Genomic DNA, 26,108 nt, shown 5'->3' with positions numbered 1-26,108 from the left:
CCATGGTCAAGACCATCGATGCGGACCTGCCCGTCGACCTCTTCGGCGTGCAGACCAACGTCCCCCTCATCCACCAGGTCGTCACGGCCCAGCTCGCCGCTGCCCGTCAGGGCACGCACGACGTCAAGTCGCGCGGCGAGGTCCGCGGCGGCGGCAAGAAGCCGTACCGCCAGAAGGGCACCGGCCGAGCCCGCCAGGGCTCGATCCGCGCGCCGCAGTACGCCGGCGGTGGCATCGTGCACGGCCCGACGCCGCGCAGCTACGACCAGCGCACGCCCAAGAAGATGAAGGCTGCCGCCCTGCGCGGTGCCCTGTCGGACCGGGCCCGCAGCGGTCGTCTGCACGTCGTCGACTCCCTCGTGAGCGGCGGTGCGCCCTCCACCAAGGCCGTCGTCGCCGCCATCGCCGAGATCACCACCCGTCGCCGGGTGCTCGTGGTCATCGAGCGTGAGGACACCGTCACCGCCAAGAGCCTGCGCAACGCCGTGGACCTGGAGCTGATCACGTTCGACCAGCTCAACACCTACGACGTGATCCGCAGCGACGACGTCATCTTCACCCAGGCCGCGTTCGACGCGTTCGTCGCGGCTCGCTCCGCGGAGGGCGCCGAGACTGTCGCGCTGAGCAAGGCAGCGGTCGAGGCCGACGCCGCTCCTGCGGCGAAGAAGCCGGCCGCGAAGAAGCCGGCCGCGAAGAAGTCTGCTGCCAAGGAGTCGGCCGCGAAGAAGCCTGCTGCCGAGAAGTCGGCCGAGCAGGCACCTGCGGCCACCACGACCGAGGCTGCTCCGGCCGCCGACGTCGAGGGCGTCACCAAGACCCAGCCGTACGGCCCCGGGTCCAAGGCCCCCCTCAAGAGCGGCAACGCTCCCAAGGGCCACGAGATCAAGGGCAACGCGGACTCGGTGAAGTTCCACACCCCCGACAGCCCCTGGTACGACCAGACCGAGGCTGAGGTCTGGTTCGACACCGAGGCCACCGCCGAGGCCGCTGGCTTCACGAAGGCAGGAGAGTGAAGATGAGCACCCTGCACAAGGACGCACGCGACGTGCTGATCGCCCCCGTCGTCAGCGAGAAGAGCTACAACCTGCTCGACGACAACAAGTACACGTTCCTGGTGCGCCCGGACGCCAACAAGACGGAGATCAAGATCGCCGTCGAGAGCGTCTTCGGTGTCTCGGTGACCGCCGTCAACACGATCAACCGCAAGGGCAAGACGCGTCGTACGCGCAACGGCCTGGGCAAGCGCAAGGACACCAAGCGCGCGATCGTCAGTGTGGCCGCCGGACAGAGCATCGACATCTTCTCGAGCCCGAGCTGAGGTAGAGCAGACAATGGCAATTCGCAAGCACAGGCCGACCACGCCAGGTCGCCGCGGTTCCTCCGTGGCCGACTTCGCCGAGGTCACCCGCACGACGCCGGAGAAGTCCCTCCTGGAGCCGCTGCCCAAGAAGGGCGGCCGCAACAACCAGGGACGCATCACCACGCGTCACCAGGGTGGTGGGCACAAGCGTGCCTACCGCATCATCGACTTCAAGCGCTACGACAAGGACGGCGTGCCGGCCAAGGTCGCTCACATCGAGTACGACCCCAACCGCACCGCACGCATCGCCCTGCTGCACTACGCCGACGGCGAGAAGCGCTACATCATCGCGCCCGAGGGCATCCGCCAGGGCCAGGCCGTCGAGGCCGGCGTGGGCGCCGACATCAAGACCGGCAACAACCTGCCGCTGCGCAACATCCCCGTGGGCTCGTTGATCCACGCCGTGGAGCTGCGTCCCGGCGGTGGCGCCAAGATGGGCCGCTCCGCCGGCTCACGGGTGCAGCTGGTCGCCAAGGAGGGCACGCGTGCACAGCTGCGCCTGCCCTCGGGCGAGATGCGCTACGTCGACGTTCGCTGCCGCGCCACGCTGGGCGAGGTCGGCAACGCCGAGCAGTCCAACATCAACTGGGGCAAGGCCGGCCGCAACCGATGGAAGGGCAAGCGCCCGACCGTCCGCGGTGTCGTCATGAACCCGGTCGACCACCCGCACGGTGGTGGCGAGGGCAAGACCTCCGGTGGCCGTCACCCGGTCAGCCCGTGGGGCAAGCCCGAGGGCCGCACGCGCAAGCGCAAGGCCAGTGACCAGATGATCGTCCGCCGCCGCAAGTCCGGACGCTGAGAGAGGACCTGAAGAATGCCACGCAGTCTGAAGAAGGGTCCCTTCGTCGACGACCACCTCGAGAAGAAGGTGGACGCGCAGAACGAAGCCGGATCCCACAACGTCATCAAGACCTGGTCGCGCCGCTCGATGATCCTGCCGTCCTTCATCGGACACACGATCGCCGTGCATGACGGCCGCAAGCACGTCCCGGTCTTCATCACCGACTCGATGGTGGGTCACAAGCTGGGCGAGTTCGCCCCGACCCGCACGTTCCGAGGTCATGAGAAGGACGACCGAAAGGCCAAGAGGCGATGAGTGCAGCCACCCGAGACAATGTCAGCGCGCGCCGTGAGCGCCTGCTGGGCGAAGCGCCCGGCGCCTTCGCGGTCGCACGGTTCGTCCGCGTCACGCCGCAGAAGTCACGTCGCATCGCCGACCTGATCCGCGGCATGGAGGTCACCGAGGCCCTCGCGCTCCTGCAGTTCGCGCCGCAGGCCGTCGCGCAGGACTTCCACAAGCTGGTCTCCTCCGCGGTTGCCAACGCCGAGACCACCGAGGACCTCGACGGCTCCGGCCTCGTCATCACGACGGTGCTGGTCGAGGAGGGCCCGACCATGAAGCGGTGGCGTCCGCGCGCCAAGGGTGCGGCCAACCGCATCCTCAAGCGCAGCAGCCACCTCACCGTCGTCGTCCAGCCGGCCGACTCCATCACGAGCAAGAATCGCCCACGCAAAAACCGCGTGGGCGGCACCCCCAGCGGGAAGGTCTGAAAATGGGACAGAAGATCAACCCGCACGGGTTCCGACTCGGCATCTCCACCGACCACAAGAGCCGTTGGTACGCCGACAAGCTCTACAGCAGCTACGTCGGCGAGGACGTCAAGATCCGCCGACTGCTGACCAAGGGCATGGACCGCGCCGGCATCAGCAAGGTCGAGATCGAGCGCACGCGTGACCGCGTCCGCGTCGACATCCACACCGCGCGCCCCGGCATCGTCATCGGCCGCCGTGGCGCCGAGGCCGACCGCATCCGTGGCGACCTGGAGAAGCTCACCGGCAAGCAGGTCCAGCTGAACATCCTCGAGGTCAAGGCCCCGGAGATGGATGCGCAGCTCGTGGCCCAGGGTGTCGCAGAGCAGCTCAGCGGCCGTGTGCAGTTCCGTCGCGCGATGCGCAAGGCGATGCAGACGACGATGCGGTCCGGTGCCAAGGGCATCCGGATCCAGTGCTCGGGCCGCCTCGGTGGCGCCGAGATGAGCCGCTCGGAGTTCTACCGCGAGGGTCGCGTGCCGCTGCACACCCTGCGAGCGGACGTCGACTACGGCTTCTACGAGGCCCGCACGACCTTCGGCCGCATCGGCGTGAAGGTCTGGATCTACAAGGGTGAGGTCGCCGGCACGCGTGCAGAGCGTGAGGCCGAGGCCGCCAAGCGCGCCGCGGCCCCCGGTCGCTCGCGCCCCCAGCGCGGCCGTCGGCCCGCCCGTGAGGGTGGCCCCCAGGGCGACGCCGCTCCTGCCGCCAAGAGCGACGCACCCAAGAGCGACGCACCCAAGAGCGACGCCCCGAGCGACGCACCCAAGAGCGACGCTGCCCAGCCCGCCGCGGAAGGAGCGCAGAGCTGATGTTGATGCCCCGCAGGGTCAAGTACCGCAAGCAGCACCACCCCAAGCGCCGTGGCATGGCCAAGGGTGGCACCGAGCTCGCCTTCGGCGACTACGGCATCCAGGCCGTCGAGGGTCACTACGTGACCAACCGGCAGATCGAGTCCGCTCGTATCGCCATGACGCGTCACATCAAGCGCGGCGGCAAGGTGTGGATCAACATCTACCCCGACCGCCCGCTGACCAAGAAGCCCGCCGAGACCCGCATGGGCTCCGGCAAGGGCTCGCCCGAGTGGTGGGTCGCCAACGTCAAGCCCGGACGCGTCATGTTCGAGCTGTCCGGTGTGACCGAGGAGGTCGCCCGCGAGGCGATGCGACGCGCCATTCACAAGCTGCCGATGAAGGCTCGCTTCATCAGCCGCGAGACCGAGGGAGGCATGTGATGGCGAAGACGACCGCTGCTGACCTGCGCGAGCTGGACGCCGATGGACTGGCCGACAAGCTCCGCGAAGCCAAGGAAGAGCTGTTCAACCTGCGTTTCCAGAACGCCACCGGCCAGCTCGACAACAACGCCCGTCTCAAGACGGTCCGGCGCGAGATCGCCCGGGTCTACACCGTCATGCGTGAGCGCGAGCTCGGGATCATCGAGGTGGACGCATGAGTGAGAACGAGAAGGAAGAGACCGTGGAGAGCCGAACCGCCCGCAAGGTCCGCGAGGGCCTGGTCGTGAGCGACAAGATGGACAAGACCATCGTCGTGTCCGTCGAGGACCGTGTGAAGCACGGCCTGTACGGCAAGGTGCTGCGTCGCAACACCCGACTCAAGGTCCACGACGAGCAGAACGAGGCCGGCACCGGCGACCGCGTGCTCATCATGGAGACGCGTCCGCTCTCGGCCACCAAGCGTTGGCGTCTCGTGGAGACCCTCGAGAAGGCGAAGTGAGAGACAGATGATCCAGCAGGAGTCGCGACTCAAGGTCGCCGACAACACCGGTGCCAAGGAGATCTTGTGCATCCGTGTTCTCGGCGGTTCCGGTCGGCGCTACGCCGGCATCGGCGACACGATCGTCGCCACCGTCAAGGACGCCATCCCCGGCGGCAACGTCAAGAAGGGTGACGTCGTCAAGGCCGTCATCGTGCGCACCGTCAAGGAGCGCCGCCGCCCCGATGGCTCATACATCAAGTTCGACGAGAACGCCGCCGTCATCCTCAAGACTGACGGCGACCCGCGCGGAACCCGCATCTTCGGCCCGGTGGGCCGCGAGCTGCGCGACAAGAAGTTCATGCGCATCATCTCGCTGGCGCCGGAGGTGCTCTGACATGTCCAAGAAGACAGCCCAGAAGAAGACCCTCGCCATCAAGAAGGGCGACCAGGTCAAGGTCATCGCCGGTGCCGACAAGGGTGTCGAGGGCAAGGTCATCAGTGTCATCGCCGAGCGTGACCGTGTCATCGTCGAGGGCGTGAACCGCGTCAAGCGGCACACACGCACCGGCACCGACGGCGGCGCGAACACCGGCGGCATCATCACGAGCGAGGCCGCGGTCCACGTGTCCAACGTGATGCTCGTGGTCGACGCCGACGGTGACAAGACCACCAGTCGTGTCGGCTACCGCCGCGACGACGTCACCAAGACCCGTTCCGACGGATCCTCGTACTCCGCGCACCGCAGCGTGCGCGTCGCCAGCAAGACCGGGAAGGAGATCTGATCATGGCCGACACCGCCACCTCAACGGCTACGGCACCCCGCCTCAAGGCGAGGTACCGCGAGGAGATCCTGCCCGCACTGCAGCAGGAGTTCCAGCACAGCAACGTCATGCAGGTCCCGGGCCTGACCAAGATCGTCGTCAACATGGGCGTCGGCGAAGCGGCCCGTGACGGCAAGCTCATCGAGGGCGCGATCCGCGATCTCACGGCCATCACCGGCCAGAAGCCGCAGGTCACCAAGGCCCGCAAGTCCATCGCTCAGTTCAAGCTGCGTGAGGGCATGCCGATCGGCACGCACGTCACGCTGCGTGGCGACCGGATGTGGGAGTTCCTGGACCGTCTGCTCACGCTCGCGCTCCCGCGCATCCGCGACTTCCGCGGCCTGAGCTCCAAGCAGTTCGACGGCCGCGGCAACTACACCTTCGGCCTCACCGAGCAGGTCATGTTCCACGAGATCGACCAGGACAAGATCGATCGCTCGCGAGGCATGGACATCACGGTGGTCACGACGGCCGCCAACGACGACGAGGGCCGCGCGCTGCTCAAGCAGCTCGGCTTCCCCTTCAAGGAGAACTGACATGGCGAAGACCGGTCTGAGGATCAAGGCGGCTCGCAAGCCCAAGTTCGCGGTGCGTGGCTACACGCGCTGCCAGCGGTGCGGACGTCCGCGCTCGGTCTACAAGAAGTTCGGCCTGTGCCGCATCTGCCTGCGCGAGATGGCGCACCGCGGAGAGCTGCCGGGCGTCACCAAGAGCAGCTGGTAACACCACCACCCCCAAGGCGTCGAAGGTCGCCTCCCACCCGGACCGCAGCAGCGGGCGGGGACGAGAACGAAACCACGGCGAGAAACGGAATCACGCACCATGACCATGACTGATCCGATCGCGGACCTGCTCACGCGGATCCGCAACGGCAACCAGGCGTTCCACGACGAGATCGTGGCGCCCTACAGCAAGCTCAAGGAGGGTGTGGTGACCCTGCTCAAGCAGGAGGGCTTCATCACGGACTTCGCCGTCACCGAGCCCGGTGAGGGAGAGGTCGGCAAGACGCTCCACGTGACCCTCAAGTACGGCCCCCAGCGGCAGCGCTCGATCGCCGGCATCCGCCGGATCAGCAAGCCCGGCCTGCGGGTCTACGCCAAGTCCACGAACCTGCCCAAGGTGCTCGGTGGGCTCGGCGTCGCCATCATCTCGACGAGCCACGGTCTCCTCACGGATCGCCAGGCCACGACCCAGAACGTAGGCGGAGAAGTCCTCGCCTACGTCTGGTAACCGGAAGGAGACGACACATGTCGCGCATCGGCAAGCTGCCCGTCGCCGTCCCGTCCGGCGTCGAGGTCACCATCGAGGGCCAGGACGTCCGCGTCAAGGGCCCCAAGGGCGAGCTGTCCCACACGGTCGCCGAGCCCATCACGGTCGCCCGTGGTGAGGACGGCACGTTGGACGTCCAGCGCCCGGACGAGGAGCGTGAGAGCAAGGCTCTGCACGGCCTGAGCCGCACGCTCATCAACAACATGGTCATCGGTGTCACCGAGGGCTATGAGAAGAAGCTCGAGATCGTGGGCGTCGGCTACCGCGTCCTGGCCAAGGGCCCGGACGCCGTCGAGCTCAACCTCGGCTTCAGCCACCCCGTGCCGTTCGAGGCACCTGCGGGCATCACCTTCACGGTGGAGTCCCCGACCAAGCTGACGGTTGCCGGCATCGACAAGCAGGCCGTCGGTGAGGTCGCCGCGAACATCCGCAAGATCCGCAAGCCCGAGCCCTACAAGGGCAAGGGCGTGCGCTACGCCGGCGAGCGCGTCCTGCGCAAGGCTGGAAAGGCTGGTAAGTGATGGCCATCTCCATCAAGCAGGTCAAGGGTCGCTCGAGCCGCGCCACGTCGCGCGCACGTCGTCAGATCCGTGGCCGCAAGAAGCTGCAGGGCTCGGCCGAGCGTCCGCGCCTGGTCGTGACCCGATCCAGCAAGCACATGGTCGCCCAGGTCGTGAACGACCTGGAGGGACACACGCTGGTCTCGGCCTCGACGCTGGAGGCGGACCTGCGGTCCGACGACGGCGACAAGACCGCCAAGGCCCGCAGGGTCGGCGAGCTGGTGGCCGACCGTGCCAAGGCCGCCGGCATCGAGACCGTCGTGTTCGACCGCGCCGGCAACCGCTACGCCGGCCGCATCGCGGCCCTGGCCGACGCTGCTCGCGAGGGCGGACTGGAGTTCTGATGATCAACAACGTCAACGAGAACGGGAGTGCCGCATGAGCGCCCAGCAGCGCCGCGGAGGCGGCGACCGTCGTGGTGGCCGCGGAGACCGCGGCGGCGACAAGTCCAACTACATCGAGAAGGTCGTCACGATCAACCGTGTCGCCAAGGTCGTCAAGGGTGGTCGTCGCTTCAGCTTCACCGCCCTGGTGATCGTCGGCGACGGCGACGGTCAGGTCGGCGTCGGCTACGGCAAGGCCAAGGAGGTCCCTACAGCGATCTCCAAGGGTGTCGAGGAGGCGAAGAAGAGCTTCTTCCGCGTCCCGCGCATCCAGGGCACCATCCCGCACCCGGTGCAGGGCGAGAAGGCGGCCGGTGTCGTCTTCCTGCGTCCGGCATCGCCCGGTACCGGCGTCATCGCCGGTGGTCCGGTGCGCGCGGTGCTCGAGGCCGCCGGTGTCCACGACGTCCTGAGCAAGTCGCTCGGGTCGTCCAACGCCATCAACATCGTCCACGCCACCGTCGAGGCACTGCGGATGCTGGAGTCGCCCCAGGCGGTCGCGGACCGTCGTGGCCTCGCGGTCGAGGAGGTCGCTCCGGCGGCGCTGCTCAAGTCCGAGGCCCAGGGCGTCGAGGAGGCCAAGGCCGATCAGGCCGCCGCAGGGGCGGGTGCATGATGGCCAAGCTCGAAGTCACCCAGGTCCGGTCGGGGATCGGTCGCAAGCAGAACCAGCGCAACACCCTGCGTTCGCTGGGTCTGAAGCGCATCGGCGACGTCGTCGTCCAGGACGATCGTCCCGAGATCCGCGGCATGGTGGAAGCCATCCCGCACCTCGTGGACGTCAAGACACTCACCGATGAGGAGGGCTCCTGACATGGCGCTCAAGCTCCATCACCTGCGTCCTGCCCCCGGCGCCAAGACCGCCAAGACCCGTGTGGGTCGCGGCGAGGCGTCCAAGGGCAAGACGGCCGGTCGCGGCACCAAGGGCACCAAGGCCCGTTACCAGGTGCCGGCCGGCTTCGAGGGTGGGCAGATCCCCATCCACATGCGCCTGCCGAAGCTGAAGGGGTTCAAGAACCCGTTCCGCGAGGACTACCAGGTCGTCAACGTCGAGCGCATCGGTGCGCTCTTCCCCGAGGGTGGCACCGTCGATGTCGACGCGCTCGTCACTGCCGGCGCGGTCCGCAAGGGTCAGCTGGTCAAGGTGCTGGGCGAGGGCGACCTTGCGGTCGTGGTGCAGGTCACCGCGCACAAGTTCTCCGGCTCGGCACGTACCAAGATCGAATCGGCCGGCGGCAGCGTCACCGAGCTGTGAAGCTGCACTGACGACACGACGGCGAGGTCCTCATCACCGAGGGCCTCGCCGTGTCGTCCGTTGCATCTCGTACGGACGACCAGCGCAACCTCACGCGACGACGAGGTTGCGACAACTGACTGTTAGAGTCGCGGAGGCTTCGCCCGGCCCCACGATCGAGGAGGACACCGGTGCTCAGCGCCTTCGTGAACGCGTTCAGGACTCCAGACCTGCGACGCAAGATGCTCTTCGTGCTGGGCATCATCGTGCTCTTCCGGCTTGGCTCGACCCTGCCCGCTCCGGGCATCAACGTGCCGAACGTCCAGCAGTGTGTCGACCTCGCCTCCTCCGGTGACAACAGCAGCCTGTTCGCGCTCATCAACCTGTTCTCCGGTGGCGCGCTGCTGCAGCTGACGGTGTTCGCGCTGGGCATCATGCCCTACATCACCGCCAGCATCATCCTGCAGCTGCTCGTGGTGGTGATCCCGCGTCTGGAAGCCCTCAAGAAGGAGGGCCAGGCCGGACAGGCCAAGATCACCCAGTACACGCGCTACCTGACGCTGGGGCTGGCCATCCTCCAGGCGACCGGCATCGTGGCGCTCGCGCGCTCGGGCAACCTCTTCGGTGGCGCCTGCAACCTCGACCTGCTCTACAACATGGACAGCATCCCGGCGTTCCTGCTGATCGTCCTGACCATGGTAGCCGGCACGGCCGTCATCATGTGGATGGGTGAGCTCATCACCGACCGCGGCGTCGGCAACGGCATGTCGATCCTGATCTTCACGCAGGTCGTCGCGACCTTCCCCGGAGCGCTGTGGCAGGTGCGTCAGGTCAACGGCATCACGACGTTCGTCATCGTCATCGCCGTCGGCCTGGTGATCGTCGCGGCCGTGATCTTCATGGAGCAGGCGCAGCGGCGCATCCCCGTGCAGTACGCCAAGCGAATGGTGGGACGCCGGATGTTCGGCGGCTCGTCCACCTACATCCCTCTCAAGGTGAACCAGGCCGGCATCATCCCGGTGATCTTCGCCTCGAGCCTGTTGTACCTGCCGGCTCTCTACGCGCAGTTCCAGCCCTCCAGCCAGTACACGTCGTGGATCAACGACCACTTCGTGCGCGGTGACCACCCGTACTACATGATCACCTACTTCGCGCTGATCGTGTTCTTCACCTACTTCTACGTCTCGATCACCTTCAACCCCGAAGAGGTCGCCGACAACATGAAGAAGTACGGCGGATTCATCCCGGGCATCAGGGCCGGACGTCCGACGCAGGACTACCTCGCGTACGTGCTAAGCCGCATCACGGCGCCGGGTGCCATCTACCTGGGCGTGGTGGCGCTGATCCCCATGATCGCGGTCGCGCTGCTGGACGCCAGCCAGAACTTCCCCTTCGGCGGCACCTCGATCCTGATCATCGTGGGCGTCGGGCTCAACACCGTCCAGCAGATCGAGAGCCAGCTTCAGCAGCGCAACTACGAAGGGTTCCTGCGATGAGCCGACTCCTGATCATGGGTCCTCCCGGAGCGGGCAAGGGGACCCAGGCCGCGTCGTTGGCCGAGCGCATCGGCGCCGCGCACATCTCTACCGGTGACATCTTCCGCGAGAACGTGTCCCAGCAGACCGAGCTCGGCCGGACGGCGCAGCAGTACATGGACGCCGGGGAGTACGTCCCCGACGAGGTCACCAACGCCATGGTCCGCGATCGCCTCGGCCAGGACGACGCCGGGAACGGCTTCATCCTGGACGGCTACCCCCGGACGCTGGATCAGGTCGACACGCTCGATGAGATCCTGGCCGGACTCGGCGTCCAGCTCGACGGCGTGGTCTCGCTCGTGGTGGACACCGACGAGGTGGTGGCTCGGTTGCTCAAGCGTGCCGAGACCAGTGGTCGAAGCGACGACACCGAGGACGTCATCCGGCACCGCCAAGAGGTGTACCACGCCGAGACGGCTCCGTTGCTGAGCGTCTACACCGAGCGCGGTCTCGTGCGTGAGGTCGATGGTCTCGGCGAGGTCGACGAGGTCGCCCGCCGCATCGACGCCGCGCTCGACGCTCCCGGCTGAGGCTGTGTTCGGCCGCGGGATCGAGCTGAAGACCACGGACCAGATCGCCTGCATGCGCCGGGCCGGTCTGGTCGTGGCCGAGATGCTCGCAGCCGTGCGTGAGGCGGCGGGGCCCGGCGTCACGACCAGTGACCTCGATGCGGTCGCGCGCGAGGTGATCGCTGCCCGCGGCGCGACGTCGAACTTCCTGGGCTACGGCGCCGACGGGCCCGTCCCCGGGTTCCCCGGAGTCATCTGCACGTCGGTCAACGACGAGGTGGTGCACGGCATCCCCGGCCGACGGATCCTGCGAGAGGGCGACCTGGTCTCGATCGACTGCGGGGCCGTTGTGGAGGGTTGGCACGGCGATGCTGCCGTCACGTTCGGGGTCGGCGAGCTGGCGCCGCAGGACCGGCGGCTGTCGGAGGTGACCGAGGATGCGCTCTGGGCCGGCATCGCGGCTGGAGCCGTCGGCCGGCGGGTGGGCGACATCAGCCACGCGGTGCAGTCGAGCGTGGAGGCGGCAGGGGAGTACGGTCTCGCCGACGGGTTCACCGGCCACGGCATCGGCTCGGCGATGCACCAGCCCCCGGACGTGCCGAACGTCGGTCGTCCGGGTCGAGGGGCCCGCATCGTCGAGGGTCTGGTGCTCGCGATCGAGCCGATGGTGGTGAACGGTGACCCCCAGGTCCGCACGCTCGACGACGAGTGGACGGTGGTGTCATCCGACGGCTCCCGGGCCGCGCACCACGAGCACTCCGTCACCTGGACCCGCGACGGTGCGTGGGTGCTGACCGCCCCGGACGGCGGCCGGGAGCGCCTTGCGTCCCTCGGCGTGCCCTACGCCGGCGACTGAGCGGGGCATCGGCCGTCAGGCGTGCCACTCCATGGTGCAGCACTTCACGCTGCCTCCGCCCTTGAGCAGCTCGGAGAGATCGACCGGGACGGGCCGGTATCCCCGCTGCTCCAGTGCCGAGGCGAGCCTGACCGCGGCGCTGGGCAGGACGACGTTTCGCCCGTCGCTGACGAGGTTGAGCCCGAAGTCCAGAGCGTCCTCCAGCGAGCACCGCAGGGCATCGGGGAAGAGCTCGGCGAGGGTCCGCTGGCTGTGCGGGGTGAAGGCGTCGGGCGCGTAGACGATGTCCGCGGGCGAGTCACCCCGACCGTCGTCGAGGACACCGAGGGCGACGTCGAGGTGGTAGAACCGCGGATCGACCAGGTGCAGCGAGACGACGGGACGGTCCAGCACGCGCGCAGCCTCCACGTGGGCCTGCAGGTCGGTCCGGAAGCCCGTGCCGGCCAGGATCATCGCGCCGAGCACCAGGAAGTCGCCCTCGCCCTCGTTGGTGTGCTCGGGGCGGACGACGTCGACGCCCATGGAGCGCAGCCATGCGGCGTGCGCCTCGGCCTCGGCCTGACGCTCGGGATGTCGGAACCTCGCGCCGTAGGCCCGGCCGCCGACCACGAGAGCGCCGTTGGCCGCGAACACCATGTCGGGCTGCCCGGGAAGCGGGTCCAGGACCTGCACGCGGTGACCCAGGCTCCGGTACGTCTCGTGCAGCACCTGCCACTGCCTGTCTGCGCGGCAAGCGTCGACGGCGACACCCGGACGCATCCACGGGTTGATGGCATAGGTGACGTCGAAGTGCTCGGGTGAGCACATCGCGTAGGTGCGCGGGCGCGAGCGTCGCTCGATCGGACGGCTGAGAGGGCTGGCGACGGGACGGTTCTCGATGATGGTCACGGATGCTCCGTTCCTGGTCGGCGTGCAACGAATCCATCCTATGGACGCGCCACGGTATTCATCGAAGTCGAAACCACCAGTCGACACTTCAGAATCGATGGTCATTGACGCATTCACGGCGATCTGTTGCATGATGGGACGATGGATGCCGTGGATCGCCGCCTCGTCGACCTGCTGCTGGAGGACGGGCGTGCGCCCTACGCGACGCTCGGGTCGGAGGTCGGCCTGTCGGCCCCCGCCGTGAAGCGTCGCATCGACCGCCTCGTGGAGGGGGGAGTGATCCGCGGGTTCACGGCCGTCATCGACCCCGACCCCATGGGTTGGTCCGTGGAGGCGTACGTCGAGGTCCACTATCGGGGCAACATCTCGCCCGAGGGGTTGCGAGAGGCGTTCACCCGCGTCCCGGAGATCCACTCCGCAGCGACGGTCTCGGGCCAGGCTGACGCCATCTTGCACCTCGTCGCGCGCGACGTCCGGGACCTGGAGCGTGCGCTGGAGCAGGTCCGCGTCGAGGTGGGCAACGTCGACCACACCGACACGGCGATCGTGCTGTCGCGTCTGATCGCCCGTCCCGGGGTGCTGGAGCGCCCGAGCACCTGAGCTCGGCCCGCGTCGCAGGGCGGTCGGCGAGAGCCGCCACGCGGGCGCCCACCCCGGGCCTATCGTTGGACCCGTGATTCTGCGACTGGGGGCCGTGGCCCTGCTGACCTCACTGGCGGTCGCCGTGGCGACCTCCGAGGCCAAGGCTCCCCACAGCGCGCCCGACGGCGGGACGGCCCTGCCACCGGAGGTCTCCCGGACCGTCGAGCTGGCCGCGATCGTCGCGTCGCCCCTGGGCGCAAGCACCGTGCCGGCCCCCCGCCCCGATGCCCAGGACGAGGCGCTGGACCGCCTCGCCCGGGCGGTCGAGGCGGTCGGACCGGACGTCTCCGTCGCCATCCTCGACGTGGGCACCGGCCGGCAGCTCGATGCAGGCAAGGCGACGGCGTTCGGCGCCAGCACGATGAAGATCGACATCCTCGCCACCCTCCTGAGCCGTCAGGACGGCAGGCTCGAGGGCTCACAGCGAGCGCTCGCCCGCAGCATGATCACGGTGAGTGACAACGAGGCAACCGACGTCCTGCTCGAGCGTGCTGGTGGCGCCGATGCTGTGAACGCCTTCACCACACGCGCCGGGCTCGAAAAGACGACCGTGGGGGGCGATGAGTGGGGCAGGACCCGGACCAGCGCCGCCGATCGGCTGAGCATGCTGCGGGCAGTCCTCGGCGATGACGCACTCATCGGAGCACGGGGGGAGCGAACCATGCGCTCGCTCATGTCGCGCGTCGCGCAGGACCAGCGGGTGGGGGTCCCGGCCGCTGCGGACGATCCGGACGCAGCGGTGCTCAAGGCCGGGTACCTGCAGGACGAGAGCAGCCGGCGCTGGCACGTCTCGAGCATGGGCGAGGTGCGGGTCGGTGGTCGGGACTACCTGCTGGCCGTGATCTCCTCGGACAACCGGACGCTCGAGCGCGGACTGCAGCGCATCGAGAGGACCGCCCGTCTCACGGTCGCTGAGATGGCCGATTTTGTTCACAGGGCACCAGCGGCGTAGACTTCCCTGTCGGCCTTTCTTGGCGCGTCCTTCCCTGCCCTTGGGCTCTGCTCGGGGTCAGGAATGTCGCGCGGGTGGGGCCCGGCAGACGATATCGACTCGAGAAGCTGGGGTTATGGCGAAAAAAGAAGGCGTCATCGAGATGGAAGGTGCCGTTGTCGAGGCACTGCCCAACGCGATGTTCCGCGTGGAGCTGGCCAACGGCCACAAGGTCCTCGCGCACATCAGCGGCAAGATGCGTCAGCACTACATCCGCATCCTCCCCGAGGACCGCGTGGTCGTGGAGCTCTCGCCGTACGACCTCAGCCGTGGACGCATCGTCTACCGCTACAAGTGAATACACACACGTTCAGACTGAAGAGAGAGCTTCCTCGATGAAGGTCAACCCGAGCGTGAAGAAGATCTGTGACAAGTGCAAGGTGATCCGTCGCCACGGCCGCGTCATGGTGATCTGCGAGAACCCCCGGCACAAGCAGCGCCAGGGCTGAGCAGCCTCCGTAACGCGACCATTGTCTTGGCGGCCGCAAGGCCGTAGCGACACACTCTTCGCAGCAGAACTTTTTCACCAGCAGCACTGAACATCTGAAGGCTCATCCGTCCGCAAGGACGGATGTCACCCCCGGCGCAGAGGCCGGGGCCCGGCTCAGGACCCCACACCGCACGACGGGCGTCCTGGAGGCAGCCGGGGCGCCTCGGATGACCACACCTCTGCCGAACGGAAGGAACTGCCACCATGGCACGCCTCGTTGGAGTAGACCTCCCGCGCGACAAGCGCGTAGAGATCGCTCTCACCTACATCTTCGGCGTCGGGCGAACCCGCGCCATCGCCACCCTCGAAGCCACCGGCATCAGCGGGGACCTTCGCGTCCACGAGCTGACCGACGAGCAGCTGGTCGCCCTGCGCGACCACATCGAGGCCAGCTTCCAGGTCGAGGGTGACCTGCGTCGCGAGGTCACCGCCGACATCCGTCGCAAGATGGAGATCGGCAGCTACCAGGGTCGACGTCACCGGGCGCACCTGCCGGTCCGCGGCCAGCGCACCAAGACCAACGCGCGCACCCGCAAGGGCCCCAAGCGCACCGTCTCCGGAAAGAAGAAGTGATCCACTGATGGCTGCCCCCAGGACTGCAGGCGCGAAGAAGACGCGCCGCAAGGTCAAGAAGAACGTCGTTCAGGGCGAGGCCCACATCAAGAGCACGTTCAACAACACCCACGTGACGATCACGGACCCCGCCGGGGCCGTCATCGCCTGGGCCTCCGGCGGCACCGTCGGGTTCAAGGGCTCGCGCAAGTCCACGCCGTTCGCGGCCGGCATGGCCGCAGAGGCCGCCGGACGTCAGGCGATGGAGCACGGGATGAAGAAGGTCGACGTCTTCGTGAAGGGCCCCGGCTCGGGCCGCGAGACGGCGATCCGGTCGCTGAGCGGAGTCGGCCTCGACGTCGGCACCATCTCCGACGTGACCCCCAGCCCCCACAACGGCTGCCGCCCGCCCAAGCACCGTCGTCTCTGACGACCGCGCCCAGACCTGATCAAGCACCGACTTAGATCGCCAGGAGTTTCGAACCATGGCCCGTTACACCGGACCCCTTACCAAGAAGTCGCGCCGCTTCGGCGTTGACCTCGTCGGCGGCGACTCCGCCTTCGAGCGTCGCCCCTACCCGCCCGGCATGCACGGACGCGCCCGCGTCAAGGAGTCGGAGTACCGCACCCAGCTGCACGAGAAGCAGAAGGCGCGCTACACCTACGGCGTGCTGGAGAAGCAGTTCCGCAGGTACTACGAGGCCGCGCACCGCAAGCCCGGCAAGACCGGCGACAACCTGCTCCGCCTGCTGGAGAGCCGGCTCGACAACGTCGTCTACCGCGCCGGTCTGGCCCGCACGCGTCGCCACGCCCGCCAGCTCGTGACCCACGGTCACTTCCTGGTCAACGGCGTCAAGACCAACATCCCGTCGTTCCAGGTCAGCAAGCACGACATCATCGATGTCAAGCCCAAGAGCCTGGAGACCACGCCGTTCATCGTCGCGCGCGAGACGCACGACTCCGACGTGGTGCCCGGCTGGCTGGACGTCTCGCCGGACCGCGGCCGCATCCTCGTGCACCAGAGCCCGGTGCGCGAGCAGATCACCGTCCCCATCCAGGAGCAGCTGATCGTGGAGTTCTACTCCAAGATCTGAGCTCCTCAGCACACCCACCCCGTCCCGGGCCCTCAAATAGTGGTCGGTCCGGAAAGGAACAACACACATGCTCATCGCCCAGCGCCCCGTCCTGTCCGAGGAAGTCGTCGACGACTACCGTTCGCGGTTCATCATCGAGCCCCTCGAGCCCGGCTTCGGCTACACCCTCGGCAACTCGCTGCGTCGCACCCTGCTGTCGTCGATCCCCGGTGCGGCCGTCACGTCGATCCGCATCGACGGCGTCCTGCACGAGTTCTCCACCGTCCCCGGAGTCACCGAGGACGTCACGGAGATGATCCTGAACCTCAAGGACCTCGTCGTCTCCTCCGAGCACGACGAGCCGTTCGTGATGTACCTGCGCAAGTCCGGTGAGGGCGTCGCCACGGCGGCCGACATCGAGGCGCCCGCGGGCGTCGAGGTGCACAACCCCGACCTGCACGTCGCCACCCTGAACGACAAGGGCAGCCTGGAGGTCGAGCTCGTGGTCGAGCGCGGCCGCGGCTACGTCTCGGCGACGCAGAACAAGACCGGCGACGAGGAGATCGGGCGGATGCCGGTCGACTCGATCTACAGCCCGGTCCTGAAGGTGACCTACAAGGTCGAGGCCACCCGTGTGGAGCAGCGCACCGACTTCGACAAGCTGATCATCGACGTCGAGACGAAGCGTTCCATCGCACCGCGTGACGCGATTGCGTCGGCCGGGTCCACTCTCGTGGAGCTGTTCGGCCTGGCGCGCGAGCTCAACGTCGAGGCCGAGGGCATCGACATCGGACCCTCGCCCGTCGACGAGCAGCTGGCGGCCGACCTGGCCCTGCCGGTGGAGGACCTGAACTTCACGGTCCGCTCCTACAACTGCCTCAAGCGCGAGGGCATCCACACCGTGGGTGAGCTCATCACGCGCTCGGAGCAGGACCTGCTCGACATCCGCAACTTCGGCTCCAAGTCCATCGACGAGGTCAAGGCGAAGCTGGCCGAGATGGGCCTGGGGCTCAAGGACAGCCCGGCCGGTTTCGATCCCGCTGCCGCGGCCGAGGCCTATGACGAGGACGCGAGCTTCGCCGAGGACGAGCAGTACTGACCTGCTGGCCGACTGACTGAATCTGGAGACACACCATGCCTACCCCCACCAAGGGAGCGCGCCTCGGCGGCAGCCCCTCGCACCAGCGCCTGATCCTGGCCAACCTGGCCACGGCGCTGTTCGAGCACGGTCGCATCACGACGACCGAGGCCAAGGCTCGCCGCCTGCGCCCGTACGCCGAGCACCTCATCACCAAGGCGAAGAACGACACGGTCGCCAACCGCCGGCACGTCGTCAAGGTCATCCGTGACAAGGACGTCCTGCACACGCTGTTCACCGAGATCGGTCCCGCGATGATCACCCGCCCGGGTGGCTACACGCGGATCACCAAGATCAACCCCCGCAAGGGCGACAACGCGCCGATGGCCGTCATCGAGATCGTGGAGACCAAGGAGTTCGCCGCACAGGGTGCCGCTCCCCAGGCCACTGCCGCGGCTCCGGCCGAGGTCAACGCTGCCGATGACGCGGCCGAGGTCGAGACCGACGTCGTCGCGGGTGCGCCCGCCGACGAGGCCGAGACCGAGCCGGCCACGAGCGAGGACGTCGCCGAGGCTGCAGAGGCCGTCGAGGATGCAGCTCCGGCGCAGGATGCCGAGAACTCCGCCGACGAGAAGTAGCCAGCGCCGACGAGGGCCCGCCACCGAACGGTGGCGGGCCCTCGTGCGTGCGCGAGTGGCGCAGATCCGCGATTCTGAGACGGCGGGTCGCGCGAATGTGCGCCACTGGGCATCAGGTCTGCGCCACTCGCCGCTCGCTAGTGGCTGTCAGCGAGGACGCGACGTCAGGACGCGAAAGCCCTTCGAGCTGGCCGCGCGCTGGGTCGGCCAACCCTGCTCGACCAGCCAGCGTTGCAGGGAGTCGGCGCCGAGATTCTTGCCCACCACGAGCCGGGCGTGGCCGTCATCGGCCAGGCGGCCGAGCCACGTCGCGAGGAGCTCGTGCAGGGCGGGCTTGCCGATGCGGATCGGCGGATTGGACCAGATGGCGTCGAACCGCACGTCTCCTGGCACCTCCTCGGGGGCGGCGACGTGCACGGTGAGGCCGTGGCGCCGAGCGTTCAGGGCGGTGAGGTCGCGCGCTCGCTCGTTCACGTCGACGGCCCACACCGTCGCGTCGGGAGCGGCGGCCGCCAGCAGGCACGCGATCGGGCCCCATCCGCAACCCAGGTCCAGGAGGGTCGGCGTTCCGGCCGGCGGCTCACCGCTCTCGAGCAGGAGGCGCGTGGCGTGGTCGAGCCCGTCGCTGGAGAAGACGCCCGACGCGGTCGTGCAACGGAGCTGGTGGCCCCAGAGGTCCACGTCGACGTCGCGACGTCGCTCGATGCCCGTCGGGTCGTCGTCGAAGTAGTGTCCGCCCACGTGGTCATTCTCCCAAGGAGGCCGACGCCCTGCGCTGCGGGGCGCGGTCGAGTGCGTTCGGGAGTTCAGTCCTGCCAGGTCTGTCGGACCCGCGGGGGTGCGGTGCGCAGCCATGCGTCGGTGAGGAGCTCGCGCAGCTCCTCAGCATCCACCAGGTCAAGGTCGACGAGCACGTAGCCGTGGCCGTCATAGTGGGGCAACGTGCTGAAGGCGGGGTCGCCCCCGTCGACGAGCGCCAGCTTGTCCTCCGATGAGCACTTCAGGGCCAGCAACCCCTCGGCCTCGGTGCGCAGCCGGCACAGCAGCCGCCCCTTGACCTTGAGGGCCGGGGTGCCGTAGGACGTCGACTCGTCGGTGTCGGGGAAGGTGCGCGTCGCCCACGAGGCGAGGTCGCTCCAAGGCAGGACCATGGCTCAGTGTCCCACCGCGGCGACGTGTCGCTCGCGGCTCACTCGTCGCGACGACGGCGGGCCCGGGTCACCCGGTCGGCCAGACCGTCTTCACCGGGGTAGGTGACCTGCTCCAGCGTCAGGCCGTGCGCCGGCATGACGCGTACCCGGGAGTCGCGCACGCCGGCGGCGAGGACCTGTCCGGCCCACGAGGGCGGGTGGCGTTCCTCCCCGACCGCGACCAGTGCGCCCATGAGGGCACGCACCATCGAGTGGCAGAAGGCGTCAGCCCGGACGGTGGTGAGCAGGAGCGGGCCCTCGCGCCGGGTCGAGAGCTCCAGCAGCGTGCGGACCGTGGTGGCGCCCTCTCGGCGGCGGCAGAAGGCGGCGAAGTCGTGCTCGCCGAGCAGCAGGGAGCCCGCCTCGTGCATCGCGGCGACGTCGAGGGGCTTGCGCCACGCGACGACGTGCCCACGGGGGAGGGGATCGGGAGTGCCGGTGTCGTCGATCCGGTAGACGTAGCGCCGCTCGAGAGCAGCGAACCGGGCGTCGAAGCCCTCTGGTGCGACCACGCAGTCGCGGGCGACGACGTCGTCGGGCAGGATGCGTCGGAGCCTGCGGTGCAGGGCCGCGGGGTCGACGTCGTCGGGCAGGTCGACGTGCACCACCTGTCCACGAGCATGCACGCCGGTGTCGGTGCGGCCGGCGCACGTGAGGGCGACTCGTTCGTCGAGCCGCAGCACGGTCGCGATCGCCCCCTCGACCTCGCCCTGCACGGTGCGCAGGCCCGGCTGGGTCGCCCAGCCGTGGAAGCCGGCACCGTCGTAGGAGAGGTCGATCCGCAGGCGCACCCGCTCACGGTAGCGGCCGGACCCGGTGCCGCTGGCGGCCATCCCCGCGGACCAGTGCCGGTCGCGCCCCGGCCACCTCGGCGTCGCCTCCGTCGCGAAGGCGCGCCCTATCCTGTCCGCATGAGGCGTCGCGTCGTGCTTGCTCGGGTCGCCGTCGGTCTGGGCGCCGTCCTGCTCGCGGCCTGCACGACCGGTTCGCCGTCCTCGATGGACGACGGGGGGCCGGCCGAGGGCGCTGAGGGCACGCCGCCTGCCGCCGTCGTGCTGACGCCGAGCGCCGACCCCTCCACCTCCCAGACGTTCACCTGGCGCTCGTCGACGGACGCCGCGGGGCAGCAGGTCACCCTCGAGCCGGTGGACGGGGGAGGGCGGGTCGTCGCGCAGGCCGAGCGCAAGGAGGCGACGACGGTGGCGGAGAGCGGCTCGGACCTGCCCGCGTACACCAGCACGGCCACCGACCTGCGTCCCGGCACCTCCTACACGTATCGGGTCGAGAACGCCGACGGCGCCACCGCCGAGCAGGAGTTCACGACCGCCGACGACGAGACGGGCCGGTGGAGCTTCCTGGCCCTCGGCGACACCCAGGTCGACAACGCCGAGGTTCCGGCGCGGATCGTCCGCACCGCGGTGGATGAGCACCCAGAGGCGTCCCTCGTCCTGCAGGCCGGTGACCTCATCGACCACCCGTACCGCCATGACCAGTGGCTCGAGGCCCTCGACGCCTTGGCGCCGGCGCGGACGACCCGCAACGTCCTCTCATCCATCGGCAACCACGAGCAGTGCATCATGGGCGGCCGGTGCCGCCACGGTGACGCCCAGGCGTTCCGCGCCTACTTCACGTTCCCGGACAACGGGTTCGAGGGCCAGCGGCCGACGTGGTTCCGTACGGACGTGCAGGGCGTGCGCTTCGTCGTGCTGGACTCCTTCGGCGACGATCTGGAGACCCAGGCCGCCTTCCTGGAGGAGTCACTCGCGACGAGCGAGCAGCGCTGGACGGTGGTGCTGATGCACTCCGGCCCCTTCGCCTCCCGGACCAAGCGCAGCAACGCCACCGTGCACGCAGAGATCCTGCCCGTCCTGGAGAAGCACGACGTCGACCTGGTGCTCAGCGGTCACGACCACGTCTACAGCCGGGGCTTCGAGGGCGACCCCGACGGCACGGTCTTCGCGGCCTCCAACTCCGGGCCCAAGGTCTACGAGCTGGACGACGCCGACTGGAGGCGTCGCGACGCGACCCGGGTGGCTGGGGCGGAGCAGGTGAGCACCTACCAGGTGGTCGACGTCAGCGAGGGTGAGCTGCGCTACCGCGCCGTGGCCGCCCACCTCGGAAGGGACCCCGAGCCCGGCGTCCGCGAGGGCGACGTCATCGACGAGCTCACGATCACCAAGGACGCTACGGGTCGCAAGAACGTCAACTGGTGACCCGGATCGGTGCCTGAGCAAACGAATCCGCGGCACGGTCGGGCGTGTCGGTGCCTGCGCCACCGAAAGAGCGCTCATTCGGTGGCAGAAGCACCGACGGAGGTGTCAGCCGGCCAGCCGGACGTTGTTGCACTGGGGGGTGCCGAGCATCATCACGTCCATCGAGCCCACCTGGATGCCGAGCGCCGCGAGGACCGGCTTCAGGAGCAGGTCCAGCGTTCCAGTGAGGGCGTTGACCGTGTCGAGGATGGGGTTCAGCAGCACGTTGAGCGGGTTGAGCAGACCGCCCAGGCCCGACACGTCGGCGTTGACGATGATGCGGGTGGTGCCGCCGTAGTGCTGCTTGAGGTCGGGGGCCGGTGGGTAGGGAAAGTCGTGGGTCGTGGTGTTCGACCCCACCTGACCCGTGAGGTTGACGTTGGCGAGCGCCAGTCCCAGCAGTTTGACCGACAGGCCGGATTGACCTTGGTCTTTACGGGCGACCACGTGAGCGAGCCCGGTGGTGCCCCGGACCGTCGTCTGCTCAGGGCTCTCGCACCGCACGTCGGTGAGCTCGGCCGTGCCCTGCGCCACCTCGACCCCCATGCTCAACCCCGCCGATGTCAGCCCGATGGCGTTGATGTCCTTGGCGATGTCGACCCGGACCTGTGCTGTCCGGGCCTTGGTCCCCACCGGCCCGCAGGCGATCTGCGGGGGCTCGATGAGCACGAGTTCTGTGCTGCCGTTGACCAGGTCGCCGGGGAGGGAGATGCCGAGGTCCTTGATCTTCAGCGCGTTCACGCCGTTCGCGGCGACGATGGCCGCCGCGACGAGGTCGAGCGCGTTGACGTCGGCGTCCAGCCCGGAGCTGCCGGTGGTCCCGAGCGCGAGGATGTCGTCGAGCGTCAGGGAGAGGTCGTCCGCCCGAGCCGCGATCTGGTTCAGGAGGTTGGCCTGGAGCACGGCGTCGGCAGAGCCCTGGTTGGTCAGCACGGTGGCCGTGGCGAGCAGGAAGTCCCCGAGGCTGACCTCGGTCAGATCGACGACGCCGTCACCGGTGACGGCGCTGAGCGCGACGTCGAGGTCGGCGAGCGGGATCGTGAGCTCCTTGAGGTCGACCACGCCTGCGTAGCCGACGACGTCGAGGTCGTTGACCTGGATGACTTGGTCGAGCACGGGACCGAGGGCCGAGCCGCTCGTGCTCAGCGACAACGCCTTGGTGCCCGCGGAGAAGCAGACCGACGGCTCGGACCGGGAGCCAATGGCGCTCTTGGAGGCCGATCCGGAGTCGGTTCCGATCACCGGGGCGAAGGCGAAGTCGAAGTCGGTGGCGGCGGTGATCCGCACGGCGTTACAGACACTGAACCCGCCCTCAGATTCTGACTTGAACTCGCCGACCGCGTCTACGCGTCCGGGGGTCACCACAAGCTCGCGCTCGCGGCCGATGCGGGGCTGCGGTCGGTCGAGGCTCAGGGCTGCTCTTTCTTGGAGCTCTGCTTGATCGCAGGCGGACAGGTACTCCGATCTTGCGGTGTCGAGGGCGACGACGTCGGCGAGGACCTGCATGTCACGGGCGGCCACGCGTTGAGTCCGAGATCGACGGCGAAGGCCGTGACGCCCAGCACGACCACCACGAGCAGTGCGGTCATCGGCAGGATGGCGCCCCGTTCGTCGCGCTCGGGCCGGCGGCCCACGTCAGCTCACCTCGGCCGTGGTCTCGTACCCGACGTCGGCCGGCAGAGCGCGATGAGCGCGAACTCCACCATGGCGGCGCCGCGCTCGTCGCGGGCGCGCGCACCGTCGCGTCGTCGGCACATGATGCCTGCTCCCTTGCTCCCTCGATCCGTGTCGACGGACCGACCGAAGGCTCCCACCCCGTCGGGGACTCCCAACCCTGACGAGACCTTCGTCGAGCACGCTAGCGCGCGACAAGACCCCCCGTCCCCGAAATGACGGGAATCGAGGGGCCTTGGTTCAGGCTGTGATCAGGCCCAGCGCTGGGAGGCCGGGACGAAGTCGAGCTGACGCTCGCCGGTGTAGATCTGCTTGGGGCGCGCGATCTTCTGCTCCGGGTCGTCGACGAGCTCGACCCACTGCGCCAGCCAGCCGGCGGTGCGGGGGATAGCGAACAAGACGGTGAACATCTCCGGCGGGAACTGCAGTGCCTCATAGATCAGGCCGGAGTAGAAGTCCACGTTGGGGTAGAGCTTGCGGGAGACGAAGTAGTCATCCTCGAGTGCGATCTTCTCCAGCTCTTGGGCGATCTCCAGCAGCGGGTTCACGCCGGTGACCTCGAAGACGTCGTCGACGGCCTTCTTGATGATCTTGGCGCGCGGGTCGTAGTTCTTGTAGACGCGGTGCCCGAAGCCCATGAGCTTCTCGTTGCCGTTCTTCACGCCCTCGATGAACTCCGGCACCTTGTCCTTGGAGCCGATGCGCTTGAGCATCCGCAGGACCGCCTCGTTGGCGCCGCCGTGCAGCGGGCCGTAGAGCGCAGCGATGCCGGCGCTGATCGCGGAGTACGGGTCGACCTGGCTGGACCCGACGGAGCGGACAGCGTTCGTGGAGCAGTTCTGCTCGTGGTCGGCGTGCAGGATGAACAGGACCTCGAGGGCCTTGGACAGCCGCGGGTCCGGGTCGTACTTCTGCTCGCTCATCTTGAACAGCATCGAGAGGAAGTTCTCGGTGTAGGTGAGGTCGTTGTCCGGGTAGATGTACGGCTTGCCCTGGGCGTGGCGGAAGGACCAGGCGCCGAGCGTCGGCATCTTGGCGATGAGCCGCACGACCTGCTCGTGACGCACCTGCTCGTCGCTGATGCTGCGTGCCTCGGGGTAGAAGGTCGAGAGCGCGCCGACGCTGGAGAGCAGCATCCCCATCGGGTGCGCGTCGTAGCGGAAGCCCCGCATGACCGTCTTGATGTCCTCGTGCACGAAGGTGTGGAACGTGACCTCGTGCACCCACTGGTCGTGCTGCTCCTTGGTGGGCAGCTCGCCGTGGATGAGCAGGTAGGCCACCTCCAGGAAGGTGGAGGACTCCGCCAGCTGCTCGATGGGGTAGCCGCGGTACTCCAGGATCCCCCGGTCGCCGTCGATGTAGGTGACGGAGCTGCGGGTGGAGGCGGTGTTGGTGAAGCCGGGGTCGTAGACCGCGATGCCGGGGTCGTCCTCGGTCTTGCCGATCTTGCCGAGATCCCCGGCACGCACCGTGCCGTCGTTGATCTCGAGCTCGTACTCCTCGCCGGTCCGGTTGTCCCGGACGGTCAGCGTCTGGTCGGTCACGATGGGTCTCCTGTGCCGGTGCAGTTGCAGTCCGCGGTGTCTGCGGCGCTCAGGTCCCAACGTAGTCGGCGGTGTGTCCGGTCGCACAAGGGGGCTGTGTGCACCCCGTCGCACCCGGCGTTCGGCCCGGGCCGTTTTGACCGGGCGCGGACCAGCCCGTTACCCTTGAGAGTCGCCGCTTCCCGCTGTCCGTCTCTCGGACGCCGCAGGACGGCCCGGGGAGATGTTCTGAGCTCCCCGACTCCCGAGACACAGCTTTCGAAACGCGAGAAGGTCACGCCGTGCGCACGTACAGCCCCAAGCCTGCTGACATCAACCGTCAGTGGCACGTCATCGATGCCGAGGACGTCGTCCTCGGACGCCTCGCCGTCCAGGCCGCGACGCTGCTGCGTGGCAAGCACAAGGCGACCTTCGCCCCGCACGTCGACGGTGGTGACTTCGTGGTCATCATCAACGCGGACAAGGTCGCCCTGTCGGGCAACAAGCGCACCGACAAGGACGTGTACCGCCACAGCGGCTACCCCGGTGGCCTGAAGCAGATCGCCTACGGTGACCTGCTCGACAAGGATGCTCGCAAGGCCATCGAGACGTCCGTGCGCGGCATGCTGCCCAAGAATCGCCTGGGCCGTCAGCTGATCACGAAGCTCAAGGTCTACGCAGGCCCCGAGCACCCGCACGCGGCCCAGAAGCCGCAGCCCTTCGAGATCACGCAGATCTCCCAGTAAGCGACCCAGAGAGCCGAGAGAAGATCACCGTGGCCGACAGCACCACTGACACCGAGACCGACACCGCCATCGAGCCGAACGCCGAGGGCGTCGCCTACACCTCCGAGACCGCCGGTGCCTCCGACGGTCCCGTCAGCACGGCCGTCGTCGCCCCCGGTGCCGCCACCGGCCGTCGCAAGCAGGCCATCGCGCGTGTGCGCATCGTCCCCGGCTCGGGCAGCTGGATCGTCAACGGCAAGCCGTTGGAGGAGTTCCTCCCCAACAAGCTGCACCAGCAGATCGCCAAGGAGGCGTTCGCCGAGACGAGCCTGGAGAACAGCTTCGACGTCGTCGCCCGCGTGACCGGTGGTGGCATGACCGGCCAGGCCGGTGCGCTGCGCCTCGGCGTCGCCCGCGCGCTCAACGCGATCGACGAGGAGGTGAACCGGCCCGTGCTGAAGAAGGCCGGTCTGCTCACCCGTGACGCGCGCGTCAAGGAGCGCAAGAAGGCAGGCCTCAAGAAGGCGCGCAAGGCTCCGCAGTACAGCAAGCGCTGACCT

Annotated in this window: 40 protein-coding genes; 34 read left to right on the top strand and 6 right to left on the bottom strand. The window is 68.3% G+C overall.

Annotated features, from left to right (window positions below; genetic code table 11):
• Positions 1–2: 2 nt before the first annotated feature.
• The 22 genes from rplD (at position 3) to map (ending at position 11,832) form a co-directional block, all read left to right on the top strand.
• Positions 3–1,013: a 50S ribosomal protein L4 sunset domain variant gene (gene rplD, locus ACHAAC_RS10640; protein ID WP_435716207.1), complete on the top strand. Its 1,011-nt coding sequence runs from the start codon at positions 3–5 to the stop codon at positions 1,011–1,013.
• Between the two features lie 2 nt (positions 1,014–1,015).
• On the top strand, positions 1,016–1,318 hold the full coding sequence (gene rplW, locus ACHAAC_RS10635) for a 50S ribosomal protein L23 (protein ID WP_435716206.1): 303 nt from the start codon (positions 1,016–1,018) through the stop codon (positions 1,316–1,318).
• 13 nt (positions 1,319–1,331) lie between these two features.
• The gene (rplB, locus tag ACHAAC_RS10630; RefSeq protein ID WP_435716205.1) at positions 1,332–2,159 is read left to right on the top strand and encodes a 50S ribosomal protein L2; all 828 of its coding nucleotides are present in this window, start codon (positions 1,332–1,334) and stop codon (positions 2,157–2,159) included.
• A 15-nt stretch (positions 2,160–2,174) separates the two neighbouring features.
• On the top strand, positions 2,175–2,456 hold the full coding sequence (gene rpsS, locus ACHAAC_RS10625) for a 30S ribosomal protein S19 (RefSeq protein ID WP_435716204.1): 282 nt from the start codon (positions 2,175–2,177) through the stop codon (positions 2,454–2,456).
• Positions 2,453–2,911, top strand: coding sequence for a 50S ribosomal protein L22 (gene rplV, locus ACHAAC_RS10620; RefSeq protein ID WP_435716203.1), 459 nt, complete (start codon positions 2,453–2,455; stop codon positions 2,909–2,911). Before rpsS ends, rplV begins: the two co-directional genes overlap by 4 nt.
• Positions 2,912–2,913: 2 nt before the next feature.
• A complete protein-coding gene (rpsC, locus tag ACHAAC_RS10615) occupies positions 2,914–3,762 on the top strand; it encodes a 30S ribosomal protein S3 (RefSeq protein ID WP_435716202.1) in 849 nt (282 codons plus the stop codon).
• Positions 3,762–4,184 carry a 50S ribosomal protein L16 gene (gene rplP, locus ACHAAC_RS10610; protein ID WP_435716201.1) on the top strand — a complete coding sequence of 141 codons (423 nt, stop codon included), beginning with the start codon at positions 3,762–3,764 and terminating at the stop codon, positions 4,182–4,184. The genes rpsC and rplP overlap by 1 nt, the downstream gene beginning before the upstream one ends.
• Complete coding sequence (rpmC, locus tag ACHAAC_RS10605; RefSeq protein WP_435716200.1) at positions 4,184–4,402, top strand: 50S ribosomal protein L29; 219 nt, start codon at positions 4,184–4,186, stop codon at positions 4,400–4,402. The genes rplP and rpmC overlap by 1 nt, the downstream gene beginning before the upstream one ends.
• Complete coding sequence (rpsQ, locus tag ACHAAC_RS10600; protein ID WP_435716199.1) at positions 4,399–4,683, top strand: 30S ribosomal protein S17; 285 nt, start codon at positions 4,399–4,401, stop codon at positions 4,681–4,683. Before rpmC ends, rpsQ begins: the two co-directional genes overlap by 4 nt.
• Positions 4,684–4,690: 7 nt before the next feature.
• Positions 4,691–5,059, top strand: coding sequence for a 50S ribosomal protein L14 (gene rplN / locus ACHAAC_RS10595; RefSeq protein ID WP_055964301.1), 369 nt, complete (start codon positions 4,691–4,693; stop codon positions 5,057–5,059).
• Between the two features lies 1 nt (position 5,060).
• Positions 5,061–5,447: a 50S ribosomal protein L24 gene (rplX, locus tag ACHAAC_RS10590; protein WP_435716198.1), complete on the top strand. Its 387-nt coding sequence runs from the start codon at positions 5,061–5,063 to the stop codon at positions 5,445–5,447.
• Between the two features lie 2 nt (positions 5,448–5,449).
• Positions 5,450–6,022: a 50S ribosomal protein L5 gene (rplE, locus tag ACHAAC_RS10585; RefSeq protein ID WP_435716197.1), complete on the top strand. Its 573-nt coding sequence runs from the start codon at positions 5,450–5,452 to the stop codon at positions 6,020–6,022.
• Position 6,023: 1 nt separating this feature from the next.
• Positions 6,024–6,209, top strand: a complete 186-nt coding sequence (locus ACHAAC_RS10580) for a type Z 30S ribosomal protein S14 (RefSeq protein ID WP_435716196.1) — start codon at positions 6,024–6,026, stop codon at positions 6,207–6,209.
• A gap of 99 nt (positions 6,210–6,308) precedes the next feature.
• Positions 6,309–6,716: a 30S ribosomal protein S8 gene (gene rpsH / locus ACHAAC_RS10575; protein WP_435716195.1), complete on the top strand. Its 408-nt coding sequence runs from the start codon at positions 6,309–6,311 to the stop codon at positions 6,714–6,716.
• 17 nt (positions 6,717–6,733) lie between these two features.
• Positions 6,734–7,276, top strand: a complete 543-nt coding sequence (gene rplF / locus ACHAAC_RS10570) for a 50S ribosomal protein L6 (RefSeq protein ID WP_435716194.1) — start codon at positions 6,734–6,736, stop codon at positions 7,274–7,276.
• Entirely contained in the window at positions 7,276–7,659 is a 384-nt protein-coding gene (gene rplR / locus ACHAAC_RS10565) for a 50S ribosomal protein L18 (RefSeq protein WP_435716193.1), read from the top strand. Before rplF ends, rplR begins: the two co-directional genes overlap by 1 nt.
• A gap of 34 nt (positions 7,660–7,693) precedes the next feature.
• The gene (gene rpsE, locus ACHAAC_RS10560; protein ID WP_435716192.1) at positions 7,694–8,314 is read left to right on the top strand and encodes a 30S ribosomal protein S5; all 621 of its coding nucleotides are present in this window, start codon (positions 7,694–7,696) and stop codon (positions 8,312–8,314) included.
• Positions 8,314–8,511: a 50S ribosomal protein L30 gene (gene rpmD / locus ACHAAC_RS10555; protein ID WP_435716399.1), complete on the top strand. Its 198-nt coding sequence runs from the start codon at positions 8,314–8,316 to the stop codon at positions 8,509–8,511. The genes rpsE and rpmD overlap by 1 nt, the downstream gene beginning before the upstream one ends.
• 1 nt (position 8,512) lies before the next feature.
• On the top strand, positions 8,513–8,953 hold the full coding sequence (gene rplO / locus ACHAAC_RS10550) for a 50S ribosomal protein L15 (RefSeq protein WP_435716191.1): 441 nt from the start codon (positions 8,513–8,515) through the stop codon (positions 8,951–8,953).
• Positions 8,954–9,123: 170 nt separating this feature from the next.
• Positions 9,124–10,428, top strand: coding sequence for a preprotein translocase subunit SecY (gene secY / locus ACHAAC_RS10545; protein ID WP_435716190.1), 1,305 nt, complete (start codon positions 9,124–9,126; stop codon positions 10,426–10,428).
• Positions 10,425–10,997, top strand: a complete 573-nt coding sequence (locus ACHAAC_RS10540; RefSeq protein ID WP_435716189.1) for an adenylate kinase — start codon at positions 10,425–10,427, stop codon at positions 10,995–10,997. The genes secY and ACHAAC_RS10540 overlap by 4 nt, the downstream gene beginning before the upstream one ends.
• A gap of 4 nt (positions 10,998–11,001) precedes the next feature.
• Positions 11,002–11,832, top strand: a complete 831-nt coding sequence (map, locus tag ACHAAC_RS10535) for a type I methionyl aminopeptidase (protein ID WP_435716188.1) — start codon at positions 11,002–11,004, stop codon at positions 11,830–11,832.
• Between the two features lie 15 nt (positions 11,833–11,847).
• Here map and ddaH read toward each other — a convergent pair whose 3' ends face one another.
• Positions 11,848–12,720 (bottom strand): dimethylargininase, encoded by an 873-nt coding sequence (gene ddaH / locus ACHAAC_RS10530; protein ID WP_435716187.1) that lies wholly within the window; start codon positions 12,718–12,720, stop codon positions 11,848–11,850.
• A gap of 141 nt (positions 12,721–12,861) precedes the next feature.
• Here ddaH and ACHAAC_RS10525 point away from each other — a divergent pair, with 141 nt between their 5' ends.
• The 9 genes from ACHAAC_RS10525 to rplQ all read left to right on the top strand — a co-directional run bounded on the left by ACHAAC_RS10525 (position 12,862) and on the right by rplQ (position 18,184).
• The gene (locus tag ACHAAC_RS10525; protein WP_435716186.1) at positions 12,862–13,320 is read left to right on the top strand and encodes an Lrp/AsnC family transcriptional regulator; all 459 of its coding nucleotides are present in this window, start codon (positions 12,862–12,864) and stop codon (positions 13,318–13,320) included.
• 73 nt (positions 13,321–13,393) lie between these two features.
• Complete coding sequence (locus ACHAAC_RS10520) at positions 13,394–14,314, top strand: serine hydrolase (RefSeq protein WP_435716185.1); 921 nt, start codon at positions 13,394–13,396, stop codon at positions 14,312–14,314.
• 115 nt (positions 14,315–14,429) lie between these two features.
• Entirely contained in the window at positions 14,430–14,651 is a 222-nt protein-coding gene (gene infA / locus ACHAAC_RS10515) for a translation initiation factor IF-1 (protein WP_007078610.1), read from the top strand.
• 37 nt (positions 14,652–14,688) lie between these two features.
• Positions 14,689–14,802 (top strand): 50S ribosomal protein L36, encoded by a 114-nt coding sequence (gene rpmJ, locus ACHAAC_RS10510; RefSeq protein ID WP_008361054.1) that lies wholly within the window; start codon positions 14,689–14,691, stop codon positions 14,800–14,802.
• Between the two features lie 245 nt (positions 14,803–15,047).
• Positions 15,048–15,416, top strand: a complete 369-nt coding sequence (gene rpsM / locus ACHAAC_RS10505) for a 30S ribosomal protein S13 (RefSeq protein WP_435716184.1) — start codon at positions 15,048–15,050, stop codon at positions 15,414–15,416.
• A gap of 7 nt (positions 15,417–15,423) precedes the next feature.
• Positions 15,424–15,825 carry a 30S ribosomal protein S11 gene (rpsK, locus tag ACHAAC_RS10500; RefSeq protein WP_435716183.1) on the top strand — a complete coding sequence of 134 codons (402 nt, stop codon included), beginning with the start codon at positions 15,424–15,426 and terminating at the stop codon, positions 15,823–15,825.
• A 55-nt stretch (positions 15,826–15,880) separates the two neighbouring features.
• Positions 15,881–16,489, top strand: a complete 609-nt coding sequence (gene rpsD / locus ACHAAC_RS10495; protein WP_435716182.1) for a 30S ribosomal protein S4 — start codon at positions 15,881–15,883, stop codon at positions 16,487–16,489.
• Between the two features lie 67 nt (positions 16,490–16,556).
• Positions 16,557–17,567 carry a DNA-directed RNA polymerase subunit alpha gene (locus ACHAAC_RS10490; protein ID WP_435716181.1) on the top strand — a complete coding sequence of 337 codons (1,011 nt, stop codon included), beginning with the start codon at positions 16,557–16,559 and terminating at the stop codon, positions 17,565–17,567.
• A gap of 35 nt (positions 17,568–17,602) precedes the next feature.
• On the top strand, positions 17,603–18,184 hold the full coding sequence (rplQ, locus tag ACHAAC_RS10485; RefSeq protein ID WP_435716180.1) for a 50S ribosomal protein L17: 582 nt from the start codon (positions 17,603–17,605) through the stop codon (positions 18,182–18,184).
• 147 nt (positions 18,185–18,331) lie between these two features.
• Here rplQ and ACHAAC_RS10480 read toward each other — a convergent pair whose 3' ends face one another.
• From ACHAAC_RS10480 to truA, 3 genes are all read right to left on the bottom strand, one after another.
• Positions 18,332–18,925, bottom strand: coding sequence for a class I SAM-dependent methyltransferase (locus tag ACHAAC_RS10480; protein WP_435716179.1), 594 nt, complete (start codon positions 18,923–18,925; stop codon positions 18,332–18,334).
• A gap of 65 nt (positions 18,926–18,990) precedes the next feature.
• Positions 18,991–19,335, bottom strand: a complete 345-nt coding sequence (locus ACHAAC_RS10475; RefSeq protein WP_435716178.1) for an MmcQ/YjbR family DNA-binding protein — start codon at positions 19,333–19,335, stop codon at positions 18,991–18,993.
• A 38-nt stretch (positions 19,336–19,373) separates the two neighbouring features.
• On the bottom strand, positions 19,374–20,165 hold the full coding sequence (truA, locus tag ACHAAC_RS10470) for a tRNA pseudouridine(38-40) synthase TruA (RefSeq protein ID WP_435716177.1): 792 nt from the start codon (positions 20,163–20,165) through the stop codon (positions 19,374–19,376).
• A gap of 120 nt (positions 20,166–20,285) precedes the next feature.
• Here truA and ACHAAC_RS10465 point away from each other — a divergent pair, with 120 nt between their 5' ends.
• The gene (locus ACHAAC_RS10465) at positions 20,286–21,587 is read left to right on the top strand and encodes a metallophosphoesterase (protein ID WP_435716176.1); all 1,302 of its coding nucleotides are present in this window, start codon (positions 20,286–20,288) and stop codon (positions 21,585–21,587) included.
• Between the two features lie 105 nt (positions 21,588–21,692).
• On the opposite strand, the gene ACHAAC_RS10460 is transcribed toward ACHAAC_RS10465, so the two are convergent.
• Together ACHAAC_RS10460 and ACHAAC_RS10455 are read right to left on the bottom strand one after the other, a co-directional pair.
• Positions 21,693–23,147, bottom strand: coding sequence for a hypothetical protein (locus ACHAAC_RS10460; protein ID WP_435716175.1), 1,455 nt, complete (start codon positions 23,145–23,147; stop codon positions 21,693–21,695).
• A 404-nt stretch (positions 23,148–23,551) separates the two neighbouring features.
• Complete coding sequence (locus ACHAAC_RS10455; RefSeq protein WP_435716174.1) at positions 23,552–24,844, bottom strand: citrate synthase; 1,293 nt, start codon at positions 24,842–24,844, stop codon at positions 23,552–23,554.
• Positions 24,845–25,125: 281 nt separating this feature from the next.
• Here ACHAAC_RS10455 and rplM point away from each other — a divergent pair, with 281 nt between their 5' ends.
• The gene (gene rplM / locus ACHAAC_RS10450) at positions 25,126–25,569 is read left to right on the top strand and encodes a 50S ribosomal protein L13 (RefSeq protein WP_435716173.1); all 444 of its coding nucleotides are present in this window, start codon (positions 25,126–25,128) and stop codon (positions 25,567–25,569) included.
• 29 nt (positions 25,570–25,598) lie between these two features.
• Complete coding sequence (gene rpsI, locus ACHAAC_RS10445; protein ID WP_435716171.1) at positions 25,599–26,105, top strand: 30S ribosomal protein S9; 507 nt, start codon at positions 25,599–25,601, stop codon at positions 26,103–26,105.
• The last annotated feature ends 3 nt before the right edge of the window (positions 26,106–26,108 follow it).

Origin of the sequence: Aeromicrobium sp. CF4.19 (assembly GCF_051262555.1) — a bacterium.
In the GTDB taxonomy this organism is placed as follows: Bacteria; Actinomycetota; Actinomycetes; order Propionibacteriales; family Nocardioidaceae; genus Aeromicrobium.
The sequence above is the reverse complement of the archived record's forward strand: the minus strand, read 5'-3'. Positions and strand labels throughout refer to the sequence as shown.